At 40.2% G+C, this 17674-nt stretch carries 20 protein-coding genes; 11 read left to right on the top strand and 9 right to left on the bottom strand.

Features of this window, described 5'->3' with window-relative positions:
• Complete coding sequence (locus IEV27_RS05930; protein WP_188376511.1) at positions 1-1194, top strand: MFS transporter; 1194 nt, start codon at positions 1-3, stop codon at positions 1192-1194.
• A gap of 41 nt (positions 1195-1235) precedes the next feature.
• Here the strand turns inward: IEV27_RS05930 and IEV27_RS05925 are convergent, their stop codons facing one another.
• The 6 genes from IEV27_RS05925 to metA all read right to left on the bottom strand — a co-directional run bounded on the left by IEV27_RS05925 (position 1236) and on the right by metA (position 5456).
• Positions 1236-1628, bottom strand: coding sequence for an SET domain-containing protein (locus IEV27_RS05925; RefSeq protein WP_188376829.1), 393 nt, complete (start codon positions 1626-1628; stop codon positions 1236-1238).
• Between the two features lie 104 nt (positions 1629-1732).
• Complete coding sequence (locus IEV27_RS05920; protein WP_188376510.1) at positions 1733-2212, bottom strand: site-2 protease family protein; 480 nt, start codon at positions 2210-2212, stop codon at positions 1733-1735.
• A 66-nt stretch (positions 2213-2278) separates the two neighbouring features.
• Complete coding sequence (locus tag IEV27_RS05915; protein ID WP_188376509.1) at positions 2279-2509, bottom strand: hypothetical protein; 231 nt, start codon at positions 2507-2509, stop codon at positions 2279-2281.
• Positions 2510-2854: 345 nt separating this feature from the next.
• A complete protein-coding gene (locus tag IEV27_RS05910) occupies positions 2855-3643 on the bottom strand; it encodes a TerC family protein (protein WP_188376508.1) in 789 nt (262 codons plus the stop codon).
• Between the two features lie 33 nt (positions 3644-3676).
• Positions 3677-4063 (bottom strand): sporulation protein, encoded by a 387-nt coding sequence (locus IEV27_RS05905; RefSeq protein ID WP_188376507.1) that lies wholly within the window; start codon positions 4061-4063, stop codon positions 3677-3679.
• 484 nt (positions 4064-4547) lie between these two features.
• On the bottom strand, positions 4548-5456 hold the full coding sequence (gene metA / locus IEV27_RS05900) for a homoserine O-acetyltransferase MetA (RefSeq protein ID WP_188376506.1): 909 nt from the start codon (positions 5454-5456) through the stop codon (positions 4548-4550).
• Positions 5457-5686: 230 nt separating this feature from the next.
• Here metA and IEV27_RS05895 point away from each other — a divergent pair, with 230 nt between their 5' ends.
• Positions 5687-6220: a DUF1572 family protein gene (locus tag IEV27_RS05895; RefSeq protein ID WP_188376505.1), complete on the top strand. Its 534-nt coding sequence runs from the start codon at positions 5687-5689 to the stop codon at positions 6218-6220.
• Between the two features lie 279 nt (positions 6221-6499).
• On the opposite strand, the gene IEV27_RS05890 is transcribed toward IEV27_RS05895, so the two are convergent.
• Positions 6500-6949 carry a hypothetical protein gene (locus tag IEV27_RS05890; protein ID WP_188376504.1) on the bottom strand — a complete coding sequence of 150 codons (450 nt, stop codon included), beginning with the start codon at positions 6947-6949 and terminating at the stop codon, positions 6500-6502.
• Between the two features lie 123 nt (positions 6950-7072).
• Here IEV27_RS05890 and IEV27_RS05885 point away from each other — a divergent pair, with 123 nt between their 5' ends.
• Positions 7073-7732, top strand: coding sequence for an HAD hydrolase-like protein (locus IEV27_RS05885; RefSeq protein WP_188376503.1), 660 nt, complete (start codon positions 7073-7075; stop codon positions 7730-7732).
• 335 nt (positions 7733-8067) lie between these two features.
• On the opposite strand, the gene IEV27_RS05880 is transcribed toward IEV27_RS05885, so the two are convergent.
• Positions 8068-8706 carry a YczE/YyaS/YitT family protein gene (locus IEV27_RS05880; RefSeq protein ID WP_188376502.1) on the bottom strand — a complete coding sequence of 213 codons (639 nt, stop codon included), beginning with the start codon at positions 8704-8706 and terminating at the stop codon, positions 8068-8070.
• A 184-nt stretch (positions 8707-8890) separates the two neighbouring features.
• Here IEV27_RS05880 and IEV27_RS05875 point away from each other — a divergent pair, with 184 nt between their 5' ends.
• Complete coding sequence (locus IEV27_RS05875) at positions 8891-9043, top strand: hypothetical protein (RefSeq protein WP_188376501.1); 153 nt, start codon at positions 8891-8893, stop codon at positions 9041-9043.
• Positions 9044-9474: 431 nt separating this feature from the next.
• Positions 9475-10467, top strand: a complete 993-nt coding sequence (locus tag IEV27_RS05870; RefSeq protein ID WP_188376500.1) for an aldo/keto reductase — start codon at positions 9475-9477, stop codon at positions 10465-10467.
• A 167-nt stretch (positions 10468-10634) separates the two neighbouring features.
• Here the strand turns inward: IEV27_RS05870 and IEV27_RS05865 are convergent, their stop codons facing one another.
• Positions 10635-11291, bottom strand: a complete 657-nt coding sequence (locus IEV27_RS05865) for a GntR family transcriptional regulator (RefSeq protein ID WP_188376499.1) — start codon at positions 11289-11291, stop codon at positions 10635-10637.
• A 265-nt stretch (positions 11292-11556) separates the two neighbouring features.
• On the opposite strand from IEV27_RS05865, the gene IEV27_RS05860 reads away from it, so the two are divergent.
• The 6 genes from IEV27_RS05860 to IEV27_RS05835 are packed head-to-tail and all read left to right on the top strand — an operon-like array spanning position 11557 to position 17373.
• Complete coding sequence (locus IEV27_RS05860; RefSeq protein ID WP_188376498.1) at positions 11557-12753, top strand: CaiB/BaiF CoA transferase family protein; 1197 nt, start codon at positions 11557-11559, stop codon at positions 12751-12753.
• Positions 12754-12768: 15 nt separating this feature from the next.
• Positions 12769-13677 (top strand): hydroxymethylglutaryl-CoA lyase, encoded by a 909-nt coding sequence (locus tag IEV27_RS05855; RefSeq protein WP_188376497.1) that lies wholly within the window; start codon positions 12769-12771, stop codon positions 13675-13677.
• Between the two features lie 40 nt (positions 13678-13717).
• The gene (locus IEV27_RS05850; protein WP_188376496.1) at positions 13718-13969 is read left to right on the top strand and encodes a hypothetical protein; all 252 of its coding nucleotides are present in this window, start codon (positions 13718-13720) and stop codon (positions 13967-13969) included.
• 3 nt (positions 13970-13972) lie between these two features.
• Positions 13973-15460: a sodium:solute symporter family protein gene (locus IEV27_RS05845; protein WP_188376495.1), complete on the top strand. Its 1488-nt coding sequence runs from the start codon at positions 13973-13975 to the stop codon at positions 15458-15460.
• A 25-nt stretch (positions 15461-15485) separates the two neighbouring features.
• The gene (locus IEV27_RS05840; RefSeq protein ID WP_188376494.1) at positions 15486-16736 is read left to right on the top strand and encodes an MFS transporter; all 1251 of its coding nucleotides are present in this window, start codon (positions 15486-15488) and stop codon (positions 16734-16736) included.
• A gap of 28 nt (positions 16737-16764) precedes the next feature.
• Complete coding sequence (locus IEV27_RS05835; RefSeq protein WP_188376493.1) at positions 16765-17373, top strand: flavin reductase family protein; 609 nt, start codon at positions 16765-16767, stop codon at positions 17371-17373.
• Positions 17374-17674: the final 301 nt, after the last annotated feature.

The following is a 17674-nucleotide window of genomic DNA, read 5'->3' as shown; positions in this document are numbered from 1 at the left end:
TTGATCAACAAAAATGCGAGGATGTTGTTTTCGGGAAGAGTTTCATCCACTCTTGGTGACAGCATTTATCAAGTAGCCGTTATCTGGCACATTTATTACATAACAAATAGTACGGTTTATACGGGATTAGCCACGGCGTTTACGATGATTCCTAAAACGTTGAATTTTTTATTCGGTCCCTGGGTGGAATATAGCGATAAACAGAAGATCTTAAAGTACTCGCAATTTATTCAGTTCTTGCTGATGTTAATGATCCCTCTCGCTTTTTATTTTAAATATGAAAATGTGAGGGTTATTCTTACAGTAATCTTCCTGATCTCGTTCATTGAAAATATTCAAGGAACTTCGGAAATCTCCATTGTGCCTTCGATTATGAATAATGAAGACATCCCGAAATATAATTCATTTCTTGCTTCAACTGAAGAAGCTATTGATATGGCGATGAAGGGGATATTTGGCTTTGTTATTTTATTCATAAGTGTAGAGGCGATCTATGTATTTAATGCCTTGACGTTTCTAGCAGCTGCCTTGTTTTTTACACTCATACGTTATAACTTTAAGCAAAAAAAGGTCAGAAAATTCAACGTTAAAAACTATAAAGCTGACTTGGTTGAAGGTTTCAACTATCTGTTTAAGCCATCGCTTTTATTTGTTTGCTTACCTTTTTTAGTTTCGAACTTAGTCGCTGGAATTATGATTTCCATTTTACCTGCTTTTGCAGAATTTAAAGTGGATTTGAATGCGTATGGCATGTTTTTGTTAGCGATGAGCGTTGGTTCTTTAATAGGTTCTCTTTTATCGTTTAAACTGTCAGACCTACCATTAAAAAGCATTATGACATTTTTTCCTTTCCTTAGTTTTGTATTTTTATTATTAGCTGTTGTTGTAACTAACGGAGTTGTCTCTATTCTCTTATTTGGTTTAGCGAACCTGCCAATAGGGGCCATAAGCGTTTATTTTATCAGTTATTTGCAAACTTCGATTTCTCCTGAACTGTTAGGGAGAGTATCCTCGATCATAGACAGTTTCCTCGTATCTACTATTCCGATCGGAGCATTTCTCGCAGGCATGCTATCTCAAGTGTTACCCATCCATGTTCTAATGGTAGGAAGCAGTCTAGGGATGCTATTTATATCTATTTATTTTCTATTTGTCAAAATTGAAGAAAAAGAAGCTGCCGAACAAGCCTCCTAATAAAAAAGCACCCGAAAAATCGGGTGCTTCATTTACTGCTGCTATTCAGCGTTTTCTTCTTCTTTGTTAAACCATAAAGGGTCGTCGTTGTTAACCTCACCGTTATAGTTAATCAAGATTTCTTCGCCTTCTTTTATATCAGTATAGGCGTAGAAGTCAAACGAGTTGTTGTCAAAGTTAATTCGGTAGTCTGCATTTGGCTGATACGAATGATTAAACATCATGCCATAACCTAAAAGAAAGGCGGTATGGTGCTCACCGTACTCAAATGCGTAGTCAGCAAGGTACGTTTTTTCTATATGCTTGTGTTCCTCATTAGGATAAGGAAGCACAGGGGCTTCGTGAATAAGTTCGTTCTTTGCAATATTACGGGTGGCAAATACGCCTTTATCTGATTCATCATCAGTGATTGTAGAAGTTCTTACTTCAATCATATGATCACCTGCAGTTCTTTTCAATTTATTAATCATTCCCTAGTCTGACAGGTGCAAGGGAAGAATGCAATTGTTAAAATATTCACTCTACGGCGAGCGTTTGTTTAATCAATGGGATCAGCTGCTTTACCGTAACGGATCACGTCGTGTATAGCCATTCCGTCACTTGGTTTCCCATCATCATTTCGGTAAGGAAATAAGGAAAAGAAAATAAAGTAGATCGAAAAGTAAGCATACTGGTAAAAGAACAACGTAGCCGGCAATACATCAATCGTAATTAAATAATTCATGATCAAAATGACGAACAAGTTAAACAGGCTTCCGGCTAAATAAATCGAAACATGAGCCCATGTTTTGTTGTATTGCAAAGATTCGTACTGACAGAAACCTTCCATAAAATACTTTTTCTTAATTTCAAGGGGCCCAATATGAAAGAGCGTTTTTCCAGTACCAATACAAAACTTTATTTTACCTCCAAATAATCGTGCGATCACAACATGCCCAGCTTCATGCACTAAGGTGACAATCGGCAGAATTAAAAAGAAGTTAACAAAAAACATAGGAATATCACTAAGGGTAAACATAAAAAACTCCAATCGTAGAGGAAAACCTGCCAATGCTTACGAACTTACCTTTTCAAAAAATAGCCCTTATACTTTAAACAATTGACATTTGATTGTCTTCTCTTTTTCAATAAAATAAATATAGGGCTGGCGCTCTAAAGGAAAATATTGAATAGACGATGGCAAGATTCTTAGATGGTGAAACAACTGTTCATTCGAATGGATATCTTTAAAGCGAAGGCTCCAATCCTTTCCGTCTAAGTCAGTAAATTGAGCTTCTGTATATCCTTCATCTTTCATAAACGGTAGTAAATCCACATTTATTCTCCTCGGCTTAAGGCATGGAATTACCTTAACATATCTGTCAAACATTATCCTCATATAACGATTGGTAAATGTCTCTATTTCCTCCAATATTGTTTTGCTTTTGAATGTTTTGTTGAAAGAAAGGTTGAACTCATAGTAAAACAAGGCTGGGCCAAAAGAGTTTATAACTTAGAAAGACCCGAACAAATCATTCAAATTTGATCGGGTCTTTCGTATTTAGCATGCTGGGTTTCCGGCACTTCGTTAACATGCTTCGCTTTCCGCGGGCACGGCCTTAGTCTCCTCAGAAAGCAAAAACTGCTTTCCTGTTGGCCATAGGACTCGTACTGCTCCAGCTTATTTAGTGGAGATTGCTGCAGTTGGTTTCGGTAATTGCTCAGGCTTCTCCTTCGATAAGAACCAGCCGCCAATTCCAATCGAAAGAAGAACAGACCAGAAGATGACTTTCCATGGTACACTTTTAGCAAAGCCTTCAGCTAAGATCCCAAGCTCTGGATGGGCTAAAGTGTATACAGCGAGTTTTACGCCTACCCAAGCCACTATAAGATAGGCAGCTGTTTCAAGGCCGGGTCGTCGCTCAAGAAGCCCAACGAAGTAGCCAGCCGCAAACCTCATGATCACTAACCCTATGATTCCTCCAAGAAGAACGACAACAAAATGACCGCCATTTAAACCACCGATTTCGGGTAAATTAGCATGCGGAAGAGTAACGGCTAAAGCTACAGCGGCTAAGATGGCGTCTACAGCAAAGGCAATATCAGCTAGTTCTACTTTTATTACGGTCATCCAAAAACCCGAACTTTTTTTAATCTCTTCAGTTTTCTTTCGTTTAGGTTTTAGTACATGCTTTTTCAATAGGTGATAGGCTGCTATACCTAATAGATACAGAGCGCCAATTGCCTGGACCTGCCATATATGGACGAGATAAGAGATGATGAACAATGAACCAAACCGAAAAGCGAAAGCCCCGGCCAGACCATAAAATAAAGCTTTTTTCCGTTTTTCTTCTGGTAAGTGTTTCACCATAGTCGCAATAACAAGCGCGTTATCTGCAGCTAATATTCCTTCCAATCCAATTAGGATAAGTAGTACCCATCCATATTCCATCAATAAAGTAACGTCCAATTTGTTTTTTTCTCCCTTATTTTTATATTTAAATTAATTAGCGACGGTAAGCTCATCATGGTCAAACGTCTTCACATTGTTCTCAAATACTACCCTTGTTTTTAAATGGTATCTATATTCTGAGCGGAGAGGAATCTCGTTAGAAGAAATGCAGTAATGAAATGAAATTTCTCTTCGTTCTTTAGGCTTCATGACCTGCGACATCAGTACAGTTTTGATAGGTTCCACAACCTGTGTTTTCTCATTTAGGTTAGTGATAACTAAATCACACTCGAGCCGTCTAATTTTACAAGTTCTCCATCCACCATACAGGTGGAAGGCTCCAAATAACTTTTCTCCGGGCACTATTTCCTGCGTGTCGAGCACGAGATCCACTCGTGGTGTGCCGATTTTTAAAATACTCAATACCCTATTGATCAATTGATAAGCCCTCCTACTTATTTTTTAACTGCATGGGTAAACGGGTGGCATGATTCACAAGAACTTGTGAATCTCTTCTGTGGTAATAATGATTCAGAATCTACAACAAATTGAAGGTGGTTCTCCTCCTTAGCATATAAAAAAACCTTTACCGTCAATTCGGTAAAGGTTTTGAGAAATCGTATATCTAACCTTTACCAAAATTGGCAAAGGTCTCGCAAACAACGTAATGTTGCCAGTTAAGCCGGTGATAAAAGTATCACGTAATGTCGACATAACTGTTAGCTACTCCCCTTTGGAGTATAATAAGCTCGTTTTTAGAGCACAGTTTCAACTCGTTAACTGTAATTTTATAATATTATATTTTTGGGAAATGGTCAATATATATTTTTCTGAAAAATCTAATTTTGATCCTCCTTTTTTAAAATGGCTTCTACAAAAAAGTCAGCCCTCTAAAAATAAGGGCTGACCCGCTAAAGTTTCATTATTTCCAAGCATAAGGCGTTTGCTGGTATACATAGTAGTTGAGCCAATTGGAGAACATCAAATAGGCGTGGGACCGCCAGCGGTTCAATGGCTTCTTCGTTGGATCGTTGTCTTTATAGTAATCAAAGGGAATATCAGGTTTAAGACCTTTGTTTCTATCTCTGTGGTATTCGTCACCTAGTGTTGCTGCGTCATATTCTACGTGTCCTGTAACCATTACATGCTTTCCGTCTTTGGATTGAATTGTAAATGGTCCTGCTTCTTTAGAGGTTGATAAAAGAATCAAGTCCTCATGAGAGAGAATTTCTTCTTCAGAAACATCTGTATGACGGGAATGGGGTGCTTGAAATTCATCATCCCACCCTTTGACCAGCTGAATATCCGGGTGAAGAAGGTCATGGGTGAACACACCTGTACGTTTTTGATTCAGCGGAAATTTATCAATGCCGTAATGATAATACAGGGCCGCCTGGGCGCCCCAGCAAATATGCATCACAGAAGTCACATGGGTTTTTGTCCATTCCATGATCTCCGTTAATTCATTCCAATAAAAAACTTCTTCAAACTTTAACTTTTCCACAGGCGCTCCTGTAATAATCATCCCATCGTATCGATGATCTTTCACTTGGTCGAAGTTTTTATAAAACTGTTCCAAGTGCGACTTGCTTACATTTTTTGATTCATAGCTGGCCGTATGTAGAAATTCAACATTTACTTGTAAAGGAGAGTTACTAAGAAGGCGGAGCAGCTGCGTTTCTGTCCGCTGTTTTTCAGGCATCAAATTTAAAATCAATATATTTAAAGGGCGAATGTCCTGAGTGATCGCCCGCTGCTCGTCCATGATAAAGATGTTTTCGTTGGCTAAGACCTCACCAGCAGGTAAGTTCTTTGGAATGTTGATAGGCAATCACAGTTCCTCCTCAATTCTAGGTAATATTTTCATTATAATGATGTAGGTTTAATGGTGCAACGGGGGAAAGCGCTAAAAAAGTAATGTGTAAGAATATTCAATGTTCTTATCCTATCACATATGGAAAAATGATATCCAGCTAATGAGCTTACGCGCTAAGCAGGAAACGCTAGAGTAAATATCGAAGTTTACTCTTAAACGTTTCTACTATTTAAAGGAGGTTTCTTATGAATGTTGAAAAAGAGTACTTAAAAGTCGTTCAGGAAAGATTCCATAGTGTGAAAGAACTTGGGGAAAAGACAATTACCCAGCTATCCGAAGAAGAAATTCAGTGGTATATGAATGATGCGTCAAACAGTATAGCCGTGCTCGTCAAACATTTAAATGGAAACATGAAATCTCGCTGGATTGATTTTTTTACTTCTGATGGGGAGAAACCGAATCGAAACCGAGACCAGGAGTTCATAAACACCATATCTTCAAAAGAAGAACTGATAGAAGTGTGGGAAGAAGGCTGGGAGATCCTCTTCGATACATTAAATAATCTGAGGCCTGCTGATTTAACAAACCACGTAAAAATCCGAAGTGAAAACCATACCGTGATTGATGCGATCGAGCGTCAGGTGGTTCATTATGCTTCACATATCGGTCAAATTGTTTATATAGGAAAGCTTCTAAAAGGGGAAGAATGGCATACTTTAAGTATTCCAAAAGGGAAGTCGGAAGAATATTTTGAGTACATGCGCAAAGAGCATGAATAGGCGATAAAACGGGCTGAAATATATTCAACTTAAGGGCAGTTATTTGGAAGGCTTAATTGGAGGTGTTGGATCGCGTATCAGCTAAGTTTTTAAAATAATGGTGCTGTGAATAAAAAAAGTAACAAGGAGTTATTCGCAAAATTGAAGAAATTGTGTCCTTAAGTTTTGAAGGGGTAAGGTCAATTAGTGAAGAGAAATCTTGACCCCCTAAGTCAGGTGAAGATTAATTGTGTACAATGTAGGTGACATTGGTTTCGTGTGCTTAAGTTATAGTAATGGTTATGGAAAAACGTTAAGCTTGATTAATAATTTTGAAATTCTTCCAATGACAAGAAAACCTCCTACATACATCAAAAATGTGTAGAACAAGGACCATTCATCGTAAGATAGTGTTCCTTTTAAAAGGGCTAAACCTTCTAAACATGTCATCCCTCCAATAAATAAACTGTACACCCAAAAGGGGTTAATGTTTTTGTAGACCAGCGCATAGGTAAACCAGGCTCCGGCTAAGGTAAATATTCCTAAGTCTAAAAATAATGAATCTAACAGCATAACGGATGGCATATGGTTAACTTTCCAAAACCCTATATGAATACCTGACTGGTTCGAGATAACTGCAATCAAGGCGGTAATGGGCGCCGTCGTAAAAAAGATTTTCGGTGCTTTCCTATATAAATAAATCCCAGTAATCCATGGAAGAACAAAACCTACAATAATAATAAAAGCCATCTCTATCACCTCGTGATAGTTTTTCAATCCTTACGTTTTTTATACACTAAGTAGTAAAATCACATCTTGCTTATCTGTTAAACTTCGATAGGGAAGCAGTTTTTTAAAAGGGAGAGTAAAACAATGTCTCAAGCACTAATCTTTGATATGGATGGAACACTATTTCAAACAGATGAAATTTTGGAATTATCTTTAACTGATACGTTTGATCATCTAAGGAGTCTTAATCAATGGGATACAGTACCGCCTATAGAAACATACCGGGAGATTATGGGTGTCCCTTTACCGAAAGTATGGGAAACTTTATTACCCAATCACTCCTATGAGATAAGAGAACAAATGAATGCCTATTTTCTCGAACGTTTAATCGAGAATATAAGCAGTGGAAAAGGTGCTTTATATCCTCATGTAGAGGAAGTTTTTAGTTATTTAAAAGAGAATAAGTATTCCATTTACATAGCAAGTAATGGTTTAACGGAATATTTACAAGCGATTGTTCGTTATTATCAATTGGATCAGTGGGTGACTGAAACATTTAGCATTCAACAAATACAAACGCTAGATAAAGCAGATTTAGTTAGGACAATTATTGAAAAATATAGAATAAAAAATGCTGCAGTAGTTGGAGATCGCTTATCTGATATAAACGCGGCTAAGGAAAATGGTTTAGTGGCCATAGGATGTAATTTTGATTTTGCCCGAGAAGATGAACTTTCTCAGGCTGATATAGTAATCGAGGAGTTAATTGAATTGAAAACAATAGTACCCACCTTAAATAAGTAGATTGTAAATAAACAAGGACGGTAAAGGATAAGAGAAGGAACTTCCACTATTAGGAAGTTCCTTTTTGTAATGCTCAACAGCAATACCTTCCTTAGTTGCTTGCCTTTCTATTTGTAACTATAAGTCTACGATGTTTTTTTGATAGAATGGACCACAAAGGTGGCATGTAAAAGAAGTGAACTATGATGATAAGGAATTTGTACTGAATTATGATAGGTTTCAAGTTCCTGCGAGGAATACTTTGTTAAATATTTTTCATGGAAACCAACATTTGAGTAGGAATAAGAGCTGAATCTTGGGTTGCATAAAAAAGTCTTCCTCAAAATGAGGAAGACTTAAATCGCTTCTTGATAAACTGTGCTGCCTTGAGGGTGAAGCTTGTAATACAGTGGATAGGCTCTTGTGTAGCAAAACTGTATAACTGGTCCCAGGAACAGCATAGGCGCGATCGTTCCCAATCCAACAGGGCCACCTACGATCAAAGCAAGCGTAGTCATGATCATTGCTACCACGGTTTGACCGGCTTGAATACTTAAGTTAAAACGAGCACTGACAGCTAAAAACAATTGGTCGACGGGCGCCCGTGGAAATTGCGGCAGAATATATAGGGCCACTCCTAATCCAATGATGGCTACGCCTGTTAACAGGGCTGAAACTTGTATAATATAAGAGGCTGACGATAAATCGACATGGGAAAAAACCAATATTAACCAAAAGTCTAAGATTAAACTCTCCAGCAGAACGGGTATCGCTGCCCTTGCCTCGGGTTTCTGTTTCATTAATACGGCATTAACAAATATAATGATGAGCTGAAAGGTCCCGTACCAGAAGCCTACAGTATAGCCAAGATGGTCAGTCACTCCTATAAAAAAGGAGGTCCAAAAACCAGCTCCTAAGGTAGCATTTATTAATAGGGCTACGCCAAAGAAGTTAACAAACATTCCCATCAGGTAAACGAAGGAACGATATAGCAAAACACATACCTCTAATCTATAAAAAATGGTGCTCATTTCATAAAAACCTTCTTCTGAAATGTGACCACATTTTATTAGCGATTGATTCATGCGTCAATAAGTGAGATGAAATCGTAAAAGATTTATCCAGTTTTACTTTCTAAACTTAGAATCTCGTAATCCTTTAACGATCGATGGCCAGAGTATGAAGCGAGAACTCATCTTCTTCATGAAGAGACGAAGAGTAAACATGGGAGCCCTGCACTATCCAATTGAAGCTGCGGAAGAATGGGTTCCTTATGTTGTATGGAAATACTTGTTCATTGGAATGGAAAGTACGTTATTAGGCAATCGCTAAAATGGTCATGAATGAGACTCCAAAAGTCAATCCGAGTACCAAATAAAGACCTACAATGGTTATCAGCCCTTTGATCGCCACCACTTTTACATGCTCCATCATTTTTCTCCTTTCCCATTAATAAGATAAAGTAGAAAACAGACAACCTGAAATTTATAACCTCTTGTTTATTACAACAATTCCCATGAGATGACTGTGTGAGCCTTAGCGTGATTAAAGGAGGGTTATTGTGAACTTAATCGATATTTTAATTGGGGTAGGTCTCGTTTTTTTTATACTTTTCATCATAGCCATTTCATCGGCTTTTCGAAAGTGAAGCATTCAAAATAAGTACCTTCCTGCCTGTTAAAACGTTTCATGCTGAACCGTAAAGGTTAAATAAATGGTGATGGTTGGTTATCCATTATTTAACTTACTGGAGGTTTATAAATATGAAACATTTCATACAGGGAAAAATCGGCTTTGGTACGGCTCCTTTAGGTAATATGTTCCGCGAGATACCGGAAGAAGAAGCGATGGCTACAGTTAATGCAGCCTGGGATCATGGCATTCGTTATTTTGACACGGCTCCTTTCTATGGTGCAGGGCTGGCAGAGATTCGTCTTGGGGAAGCTTTATCAAACCGTAACCGAGACGATTATGTGCTCAGTACGAAGGTTGGAAGATATATGGTAGACGAAAAGGAAGAAGCATCAAAGGGAGAATTGTTTGAACACGGCCGTAACAATAAAGTGGTCACTGATTATAGTGGGGACGCCACTCTCCGTTCAATTGAGCAGAGCCTAGAACGGTTAAAGACAGATCGTTTGGACTTCGTCTATGTGCATGATATTGCGCAGGACTTCCACGGTGATGAATGGCTGGCTCAATTCGAAACGGCACGAACGGGAGCGTTTCGAGAGCTTACTCGCCTGCGCGAAGAAGGGGTGATCCAGTCTTGGGGATTAGGTGTAAACCGTGTCGAGCCGATAGAGATCGCTATGGAACTCGAAGAAGCAAATCCAGATCTATGCCTAATGGCCGGCAGCTATACATTATTGGATCATGAGAAAGCATTACAGCGTGTACTCCCTAATGCTAACGAAAAAGGTTTGAGCATTATTGCGGGGGGCCCTTACAATTCAGGGGTTCTTGCAGGAGGAAGTCACTTTGAGTATCAGAAAGCGTCGGAGGAAATGATCGCGAGAGTTGAGAAACTAAAGAGCATAGCACAGCGCCATAACATTAGTATAAAGGCAGCAGCTCTTCAATTTACGCTGGCCCACCCGGCTGTTGCCGCAGCTATTCCAGGAGCCAGCCGTCCTGAGAGAATTAAAGAGGACCAGGCTGCTCTTGATACTGTGATTCCAAACGAGTTTTGGAGGGAATTGCTTGATCGAGAACTAATATCTCCTGAGGCTCCTCTGCCGTATAATAAACAATAATAAGCTGGGACAAAACAGTATAAGGCATAATATAATCCGAACGATTTCACTGAAATCAGTTCGGATTTTTAATGTTAAATCGTCGCTTGGGTACCAGGTACCGAAATTCACACTTGGCATTTCTCTCTTTTACAGCTTTTCGGTACCTGGTACCCTTACGTCGGCTGTCACAACGTATAGTGATGATCGATTTCATCCATATGGAAGATGACCTGGTCGCGTCCATGATAAATATGTTCATGCATAGCAGCACGGGCGCGCTCCGTATCTTGCTGTTCGATAGCTTTTAGGATCGTTTTATGGACGTCCAAGGAGTGGCGGAGCTGGTATTCGTCAAACCAGTAAAAGGAACGAAAGATAAGAGGGACAACTACAACTTTTGACATGTGAGAATGGATGTGTTGGTTTTGAGAAGCTTTAATGACGGAATCGTGAAATTGCTGATTGATTTCAAGGATGTTATCAATCGTTGTGTTACCTGAGTCAAAGTAGGAGGTAATCGCTTTTTCATATAATTCATTCGCTTGTTTCATCTCTTTTAAATCCTCATTTGTACGATGGAGAGCTGCTTGAGCGGCTGCGTAACCTTCTAATAACACCCGCAAGTCATATATTTGTTCAATGTCCTGTTTTGTAAAATGCCGCACTGAAACTCCGCGTTTCATCGATACGATCAACCCTTCTGATTCAAGCTGCCTCAATGCTTCTCGAATAGGTGTACGGCTCAAATTTAATTGGCTTGCTAAGTATTCCTCAGTTAATCGCATCTTGGGCGGGTACTCTCCGTGTAAAATTGATTTCTTTATCGATTCGTATGCGTTCATTAGACAACACCTCTGTTTATAATTGTATCCAAAAAAGTAAGTAAACTTCAATCTTGAACATCTATTGTATACAAAGTATAGGTTATTTAGCCCTAAAATTAAATTTTTGCTATGATATATTGAACTATTGTATACAAAAATGTTATTGTTGTAGCAAGATTCAGAAAGTTTTGATATTAGTTGTATCCAAAAGGACTTCCGATAATAGGGAGTTAATTTTTCTAATCATAATAAAGCGCTTTCAGAAAGAAGAGGTGGGATAGAAATGGTTCAGAGTTTAGAAGGTGTGAAGGTTTTAGAAATGGGGAGCCTTATTGCCGGGCCTTTTGCAGGAAGGTTGATGGCCGAATTTGGAGCGGATGTTATTAAAGTAGAGCCTCCAAAAAAAGGAGATCCCCTGAGGGAATGGAGACATATTTACGATGGCACGTCCCTTTGGTGGAGATTGCAGTCAAGAAACAAAAAGTCGATCACGATCAACTTAAAAAGTGAAGAAGGCCAGAATCTCGTAAGATCACTCGTTGAGCAGTGTGATATCGTCATTGAAAACTTCAGTCCAGGCACTTTAGAAAAATGGAACTTAGGTTATGAGCAATTAAAGGAAGTCAATCCTGGGATTGTGATGGTGCGTGTATCTGGGTACGGTCAGACCGGTCCTTATCGTAATAAACCTGGCTTTGGAAGCATTGGGGAATCGATGGGTGGGATTCGCCATATTACTGGTCACCCAGAGCTGCCGCCTACGAGAGTAGGAGTGAGCCTTGGAGATTCTTTAGCTGCGATGTACTCCGTAATCGGGGCGATGATGGCACTGTATCATCGGGACGTTAATGGAACGGGTAAAGGGCAGGTGGTGGACGTCGCACTTTATGAAGCCGTCTTCAGCTTATTAGAGGGATCTCTCCCTGAGTTTGACAAGTTGGGAGCAGTTAGGGAACGAACAGGCTCTTCTCTGCCGGGTATTGCACCGTCCAATACCTATCAATGTAAGGATGGGAAGTATATCGTCATTGGGGGAAACGGGGATGCCATTTTCAAAAGGCTGATGGAAGCCATTGGCTATCCAGGGCTGGCTGAAGATGAACGTTTTCAGAGCAACAGCGGCAGAGCTCAACATGCCGATTTTCTAGATGAAACGATAGAAAATTGGACAAAGACCGTGAACTTTGAGTATGCGCTTGAGGTGTTGGATCAAGCGAGAGTACCTGCAGGACCGATATACAGTATTGAAGATATCGTGAAAGACCCTCATTACTTAAGCCGTGAAATGATTCAAAACTTCAAACTTAATGACGAGGAAGATCTCAAAATTCCTGGAGTTGTACCGAAAATGAGTGAAACACCAGGAGGCACGAAATGGCTGGGGCCGGAACTTGGTCAGCATACAGAGGAAGTGATGAAGAAGTGGCTTACTTATGATGAAGAAAAAGTTCAACAGTTAAAAGATAAAGGGATTATATAAAAGGAGGGAGAAGTTGTGGAGCGGATTTATATTCAAGAAGTAGCGACGAGAGATGGTTTTCAAATCGAAGACCAATTTGTCCCGACAGATGAAAAAGTAAAATTAATAAACAAGCTTAGCTCAACCGGCGTAGACAAAATTGAAGTTACATCCTTTGTATCTCCTAAAGCCGTCCCGAATTTAAGAGATGCAGAAGAAGTAATGAGACGGATCGACCGGCAACGTGGCGTAACTTATACGACATTGATTCCTAACATCAAAGGGGCAGAGCGTGCACTGGAATGTAAAGCTGATGAAGTGAATTTAGTCGCTTCAGTGAGTGAGACTCACAATAGGAAGAATGTACGTAAAACGACGGATGAATCTTTTGAAAACTTTAAGGATATATCCTCTTATTTAAGCGGGACGAATGTACAAATGAACGGAACACTTGCGACGACATTTGGCTGTCCATTTGAAGGCACCATTGATGAAGAAAGAGTACTGAGTTTGATCGAACAGTACCTTACACTTGGTGTATCAGGAATCACATTAGCCGATACGACTGGGATGGCCACACCGAAGCAGGTCTATCATTTATGCGAAAAAGTACGGAACCGCTGGCCACGCCTGCCAATTACTTTGCATTTTCATAATACGCGAGGAATGGGATTAGCCAATGTAATGGAAGGAATACGAGCAGGGGTTGATCGGTTCGATGCTTCATTGGGAGGGTTAGGCGGCTGTCCTTTTGCACCGGGGGCTACTGGGAATATTTGCACCGAAGATCTTGTGCATATGCTGGCTTTTATGGATTACGACATGCGCGTTGATTTAGATGAATTAATTGAGACATCCAAATACTTAGAATCGATTTTGAATCATGAAGTGCCGGGACAAGTCATGAAAGCAGGGAAAATCTCAGACTTGTATCCAGTATCGTAGTCAAAAGTAAAATGCCAAAGAGTGAAAAGGAGGAAACGAAATGAAAAAGGCAAAGAAAGAGCCAATTAAGAACGGGAAGATTTGGATTGTACTCGGATTGTTATTCGCAATGGTGAATCCGTGGTATTTTCCAGAAAGTTTCGGTGAAATTCTAGTTTATGGAGTTCCGCTGTGGGCCGTCATCATTATTATAGCTTCGGTGTTATTGTCGGCTTTCCTCTCTTACGTTTTAAAGTACCACTGGATGCTTGAAGAAGAGGAAGAAGAAGCAGAAAAGAAAGGAGCGAAATAAACGATGGAATTAGCATTTTCAGGTTGGTCAGGAATTGTGATTCTACTAGTATATGGATTAATCATGCTTAGTGTAGGAGTCATTACGTTTTTACGTAATCGTAATATACACCAGAGTTTAGATGAATATTACCTTGGTGGACGAGGTCTTGGTGTGATGGTTTTGTTTTTCACTTTCTTTGCCACGCAATACAGCGGGAATACAGTAGTTGGCTATCCTCCCTCTGCTTATCGGCTTGGATACGAGTACTTAGTCTCTGTTCCTTTCTTTATTATGATTATTATGGCTTATCTATTATTCGCTCCTAGATTATACTCTTTAGGGAAAAAATATAACCTAATTACTCCAGCCCAGTGGTTTGAGAAGCGTTTTAAATCAAAAGGAGTCACGATTCTAGCCTCTCTCCTCATGCTGTATGGTCTAGGAAACTACTTGCTTGAACAACTTGTGGCCATTGGACAAGGTGTAGATGGTTTAACAGGCGGGACTGTACCTTATCAGGTGGGTGTAGTATTCTTCGTCATTATTATGTTGATCTACGGCTGGCTTGGCGGAATGCGCTCTGTTGCTTACACGGATACCATGCAAGGGATTGCGCTCCTCTTTGGTGTATTTATGCTCCTGATCGGTTCAATTATTTATTTTGGTGGTTTACCCACGTCAGCGGATTACATGCAGGCGTATTCTCCAGAAAAATTAGGAGTACCTGATGGTCCTGGTGTCGTTAACTGGTTTAGTTTACTCGTTCTAATTGGTATAGGTGCAGCTGTCTATCCTCATGCGATTCAGCGGATTTTTGCTGCAAAAGATGAACGGACATTAAAGCGTTCATTCAGTCGTATGGCCTGGATGCCCTTTTTAACAGCTGGTGTAGTATTTATCATTGGGATTATTGGAATTAATGCGTTCCCTGACTTATCTACCGCAGAATCGGAACAGCTTGTAGGAATGATGGCAAGTGCAGTAGCAAGTCAGAACGTTATTTTCTATTGGGCAATGGTTCTCCTGTTCGGTGGAGTGATCGCGGCTATTGTTTCTACAGCTGATTCAGTGTTGCTTACATTTTCTTCGATTATTTCGAATGATTTATATGGAAGTTATATCAATCCAAATGCTTCAGAACGTAAGAAACTATTAGTAGGTAAATTAGTTGGAGTCGCAGCTGTAGGTATTCTTATTCTTGTGGCATGGTTTCCGCCGGGTACGCTCTATCAAATATTTGTGTTAAAGTTTGAAGTGCTTATTCAAATTGCCCCTGCCCTCATTCTAGGACTCTATTGGAACCGTCTTCACACGAAAGCAGTATTTACCGGCATGCTGTCTGGAACCATTGTAGCTTCGGTTATGACGATCTTTGGTTGGTCGTATCTAGGTGTAGCAAATGGACTGTGGGGACTGCTCATCAATTTGATTATCTGTGTAGTTGGAAGTCTTGTGATGAGTGTTTCTGTAGTAGAAGAGGAAGAAGCGAAACAAGTGATCGGATTGTAGTTTCATAGAAAAGAGATGAATTGGAATGAGAAGTTCTGCCTTGGATATAGCGCCTTCTCGCACATACAAGCCCTGGCGTATGCTTTTATGGCTCTTAATGGCACAAATTATGGTCGCTTTTATCGGCAGAAGCCTGGGACCGCTTGGCGTCCTCATCGAAGAAGATTTACAATTAACAAAAGCTCAGGTGGGTCTGCTGCCGTCTGCCTTATTTCTAGGGCAGGCGGTGGCTTCAATTCCTACAGGTTTCTTAGCTGATCGCTTTGGCTCAAGGCCGCTATTGCTGGTGCTTTCCTTATGTTTAGGGATTAGCTTTTTACTTATGACCTTTCAAACCTCATTTTTATTTGTTCTGTTACTTATTATGATTGGCGGCATTGGTTATGGAGGGATGCACCCTACGACGAATAGAGGAATTGTTTACTGGTATGACCAGAAGCAGCGAGGTACGGCGATGGGGATCAAGCAGATGGGGATTACCTTTGGTTCTGCATTGGCTGCTATTTTGCTACTACCTCTAGCTGAAACATATGGATGGAGAATTGTTGTCTTAATTGCCTGTGTTGCGTTACTAGCAGCGGGGGTTATCGCATACTTCCTTTATAGAGATCCTGTAGAAGTGAAAAAGCAAAAGCCTGAAAAAGCTGCATCTGGATCAACTTTTTCCTCCATTGCGGCCATGGCCAAAAATAAGCCTTTACTATTAATTAGTCTAAGTGCAATGGGGATCAACGGTTCTCAAATGTGTTTAAATACGTACCTCGTCTTATTCACCTATGAACAGATTGGGATCAATCTCGTACTGGCCGGACTGTTATTAGTTGTTTCAGAGGTTGGCGGATCCCTTGGCCGAATCGGGTGGGGTGTGATTAGTGACCGCGTCTTTGGAGGAAAGAGGCTGACGGTGATGGCGATCATTGTAACGATCACTTTATTCGCAAGTGCAGTCGTTGCTTTCATTCCTCACGGCACACCTTATGGCTTGTTGATTCCTTTATTTTTCCTTTTTGGATTTTCTGTTTCGGGGTTTAACGGAATATGGATGAACTTAGCCTCTGAACTTGTTCCAAAAGAACAGGCTGGTCTATCGAGCGGGTTTAGTATTACACTAGGATCTTTAGGTGTAATTTCGCTGCCGCCTCTATTCGGTTTAATAGTTGATCAAACCGCTGGATATACCTTTGGATGGTTAATGATCTCCAGCATTATGGTGATCGTTATGCTGTTGCTAAGCCGGCTTTATAAGATGAAAAAAGAGAAGCAATACGTACATTAATTTTGTGAAGAAAGGATCCTGAAAAACTATGAAATTTGATCCAACAGAACATGAAACGAATCATGTATATAAACTGTTATCCGGCTCGGTCGTACCACGGCCGATTGCCTGGGTATCTACTCAATCTGTTGAGGGCGTGATGAACATCGCTCCCTACAGTTTTTTTACCGTCGCTTCCAGAAAACCACCTATGTTATGTATTTCTGTAGGACCGGGGGTAGGGGAACGAAAAGGGACGGTGAAAGATACGTTAGAAAACATTCGATCTACCGGGGAATTTGTCATTAATATATCTTCCACGCCTTTAGGCAATGAAGTACAAAAAACGTCCGAGAACTTTCCCAGTGAGGTCGATGAATTTGTTGAAGCCGGACTCACTCCTGCCGCCAGTGAAAAAGTGAAGCCGATGCGAATTAAGGAAGCGCCTATCCAGATGGAATGTAAGTTAGATCAAATTGTTAAGCTCGGGAGCGATCATTTAGTTATTGGTGAAATGGTGATGTATCATATCCAGGATGACTATTATGAAGAAGGTTATAAAGTTAATCTGGATAAGCTGCGGCCTTTAGGACGCCTGGCCAATAAGTTCAGCGAGATTGAAGATTTATTTGAATTACCTAAGGATGATCTAAAATAACAGCTCGAGACCGGGACATAACTAAATAAAACATAAAATAATCCGAACGATTCTGGAGAAATCAGTTCGGATTATTTATGTTAATGAGACTCCCCACCATCGCTCCGTCAAAACACTCCGCTTTCCGTGGGCACGGCCTCAGTTTCCTCGGAAAGCAAAGAGCGCTTTCCTGCGGGATCTTCGACTCGCGCTGTTCCCACAGGAGTCTGCGTGTTTTGACTACGCTAATGATCTTCGTGTATTTTTTGAAATCCCGGCTTTAGTTTTGTCCCGGCCTTTTACTGCATGAAAATTTTTATAA

It is taken from the genome of Halobacillus andaensis (assembly GCF_014636475.1).
GTDB lineage: Bacteria > Bacillota > Bacilli > Bacillales > Halobacillaceae > Halobacillus_A > Halobacillus_A andaensis.
This window is presented reverse-complemented; position numbering and strand designations above follow the sequence as displayed.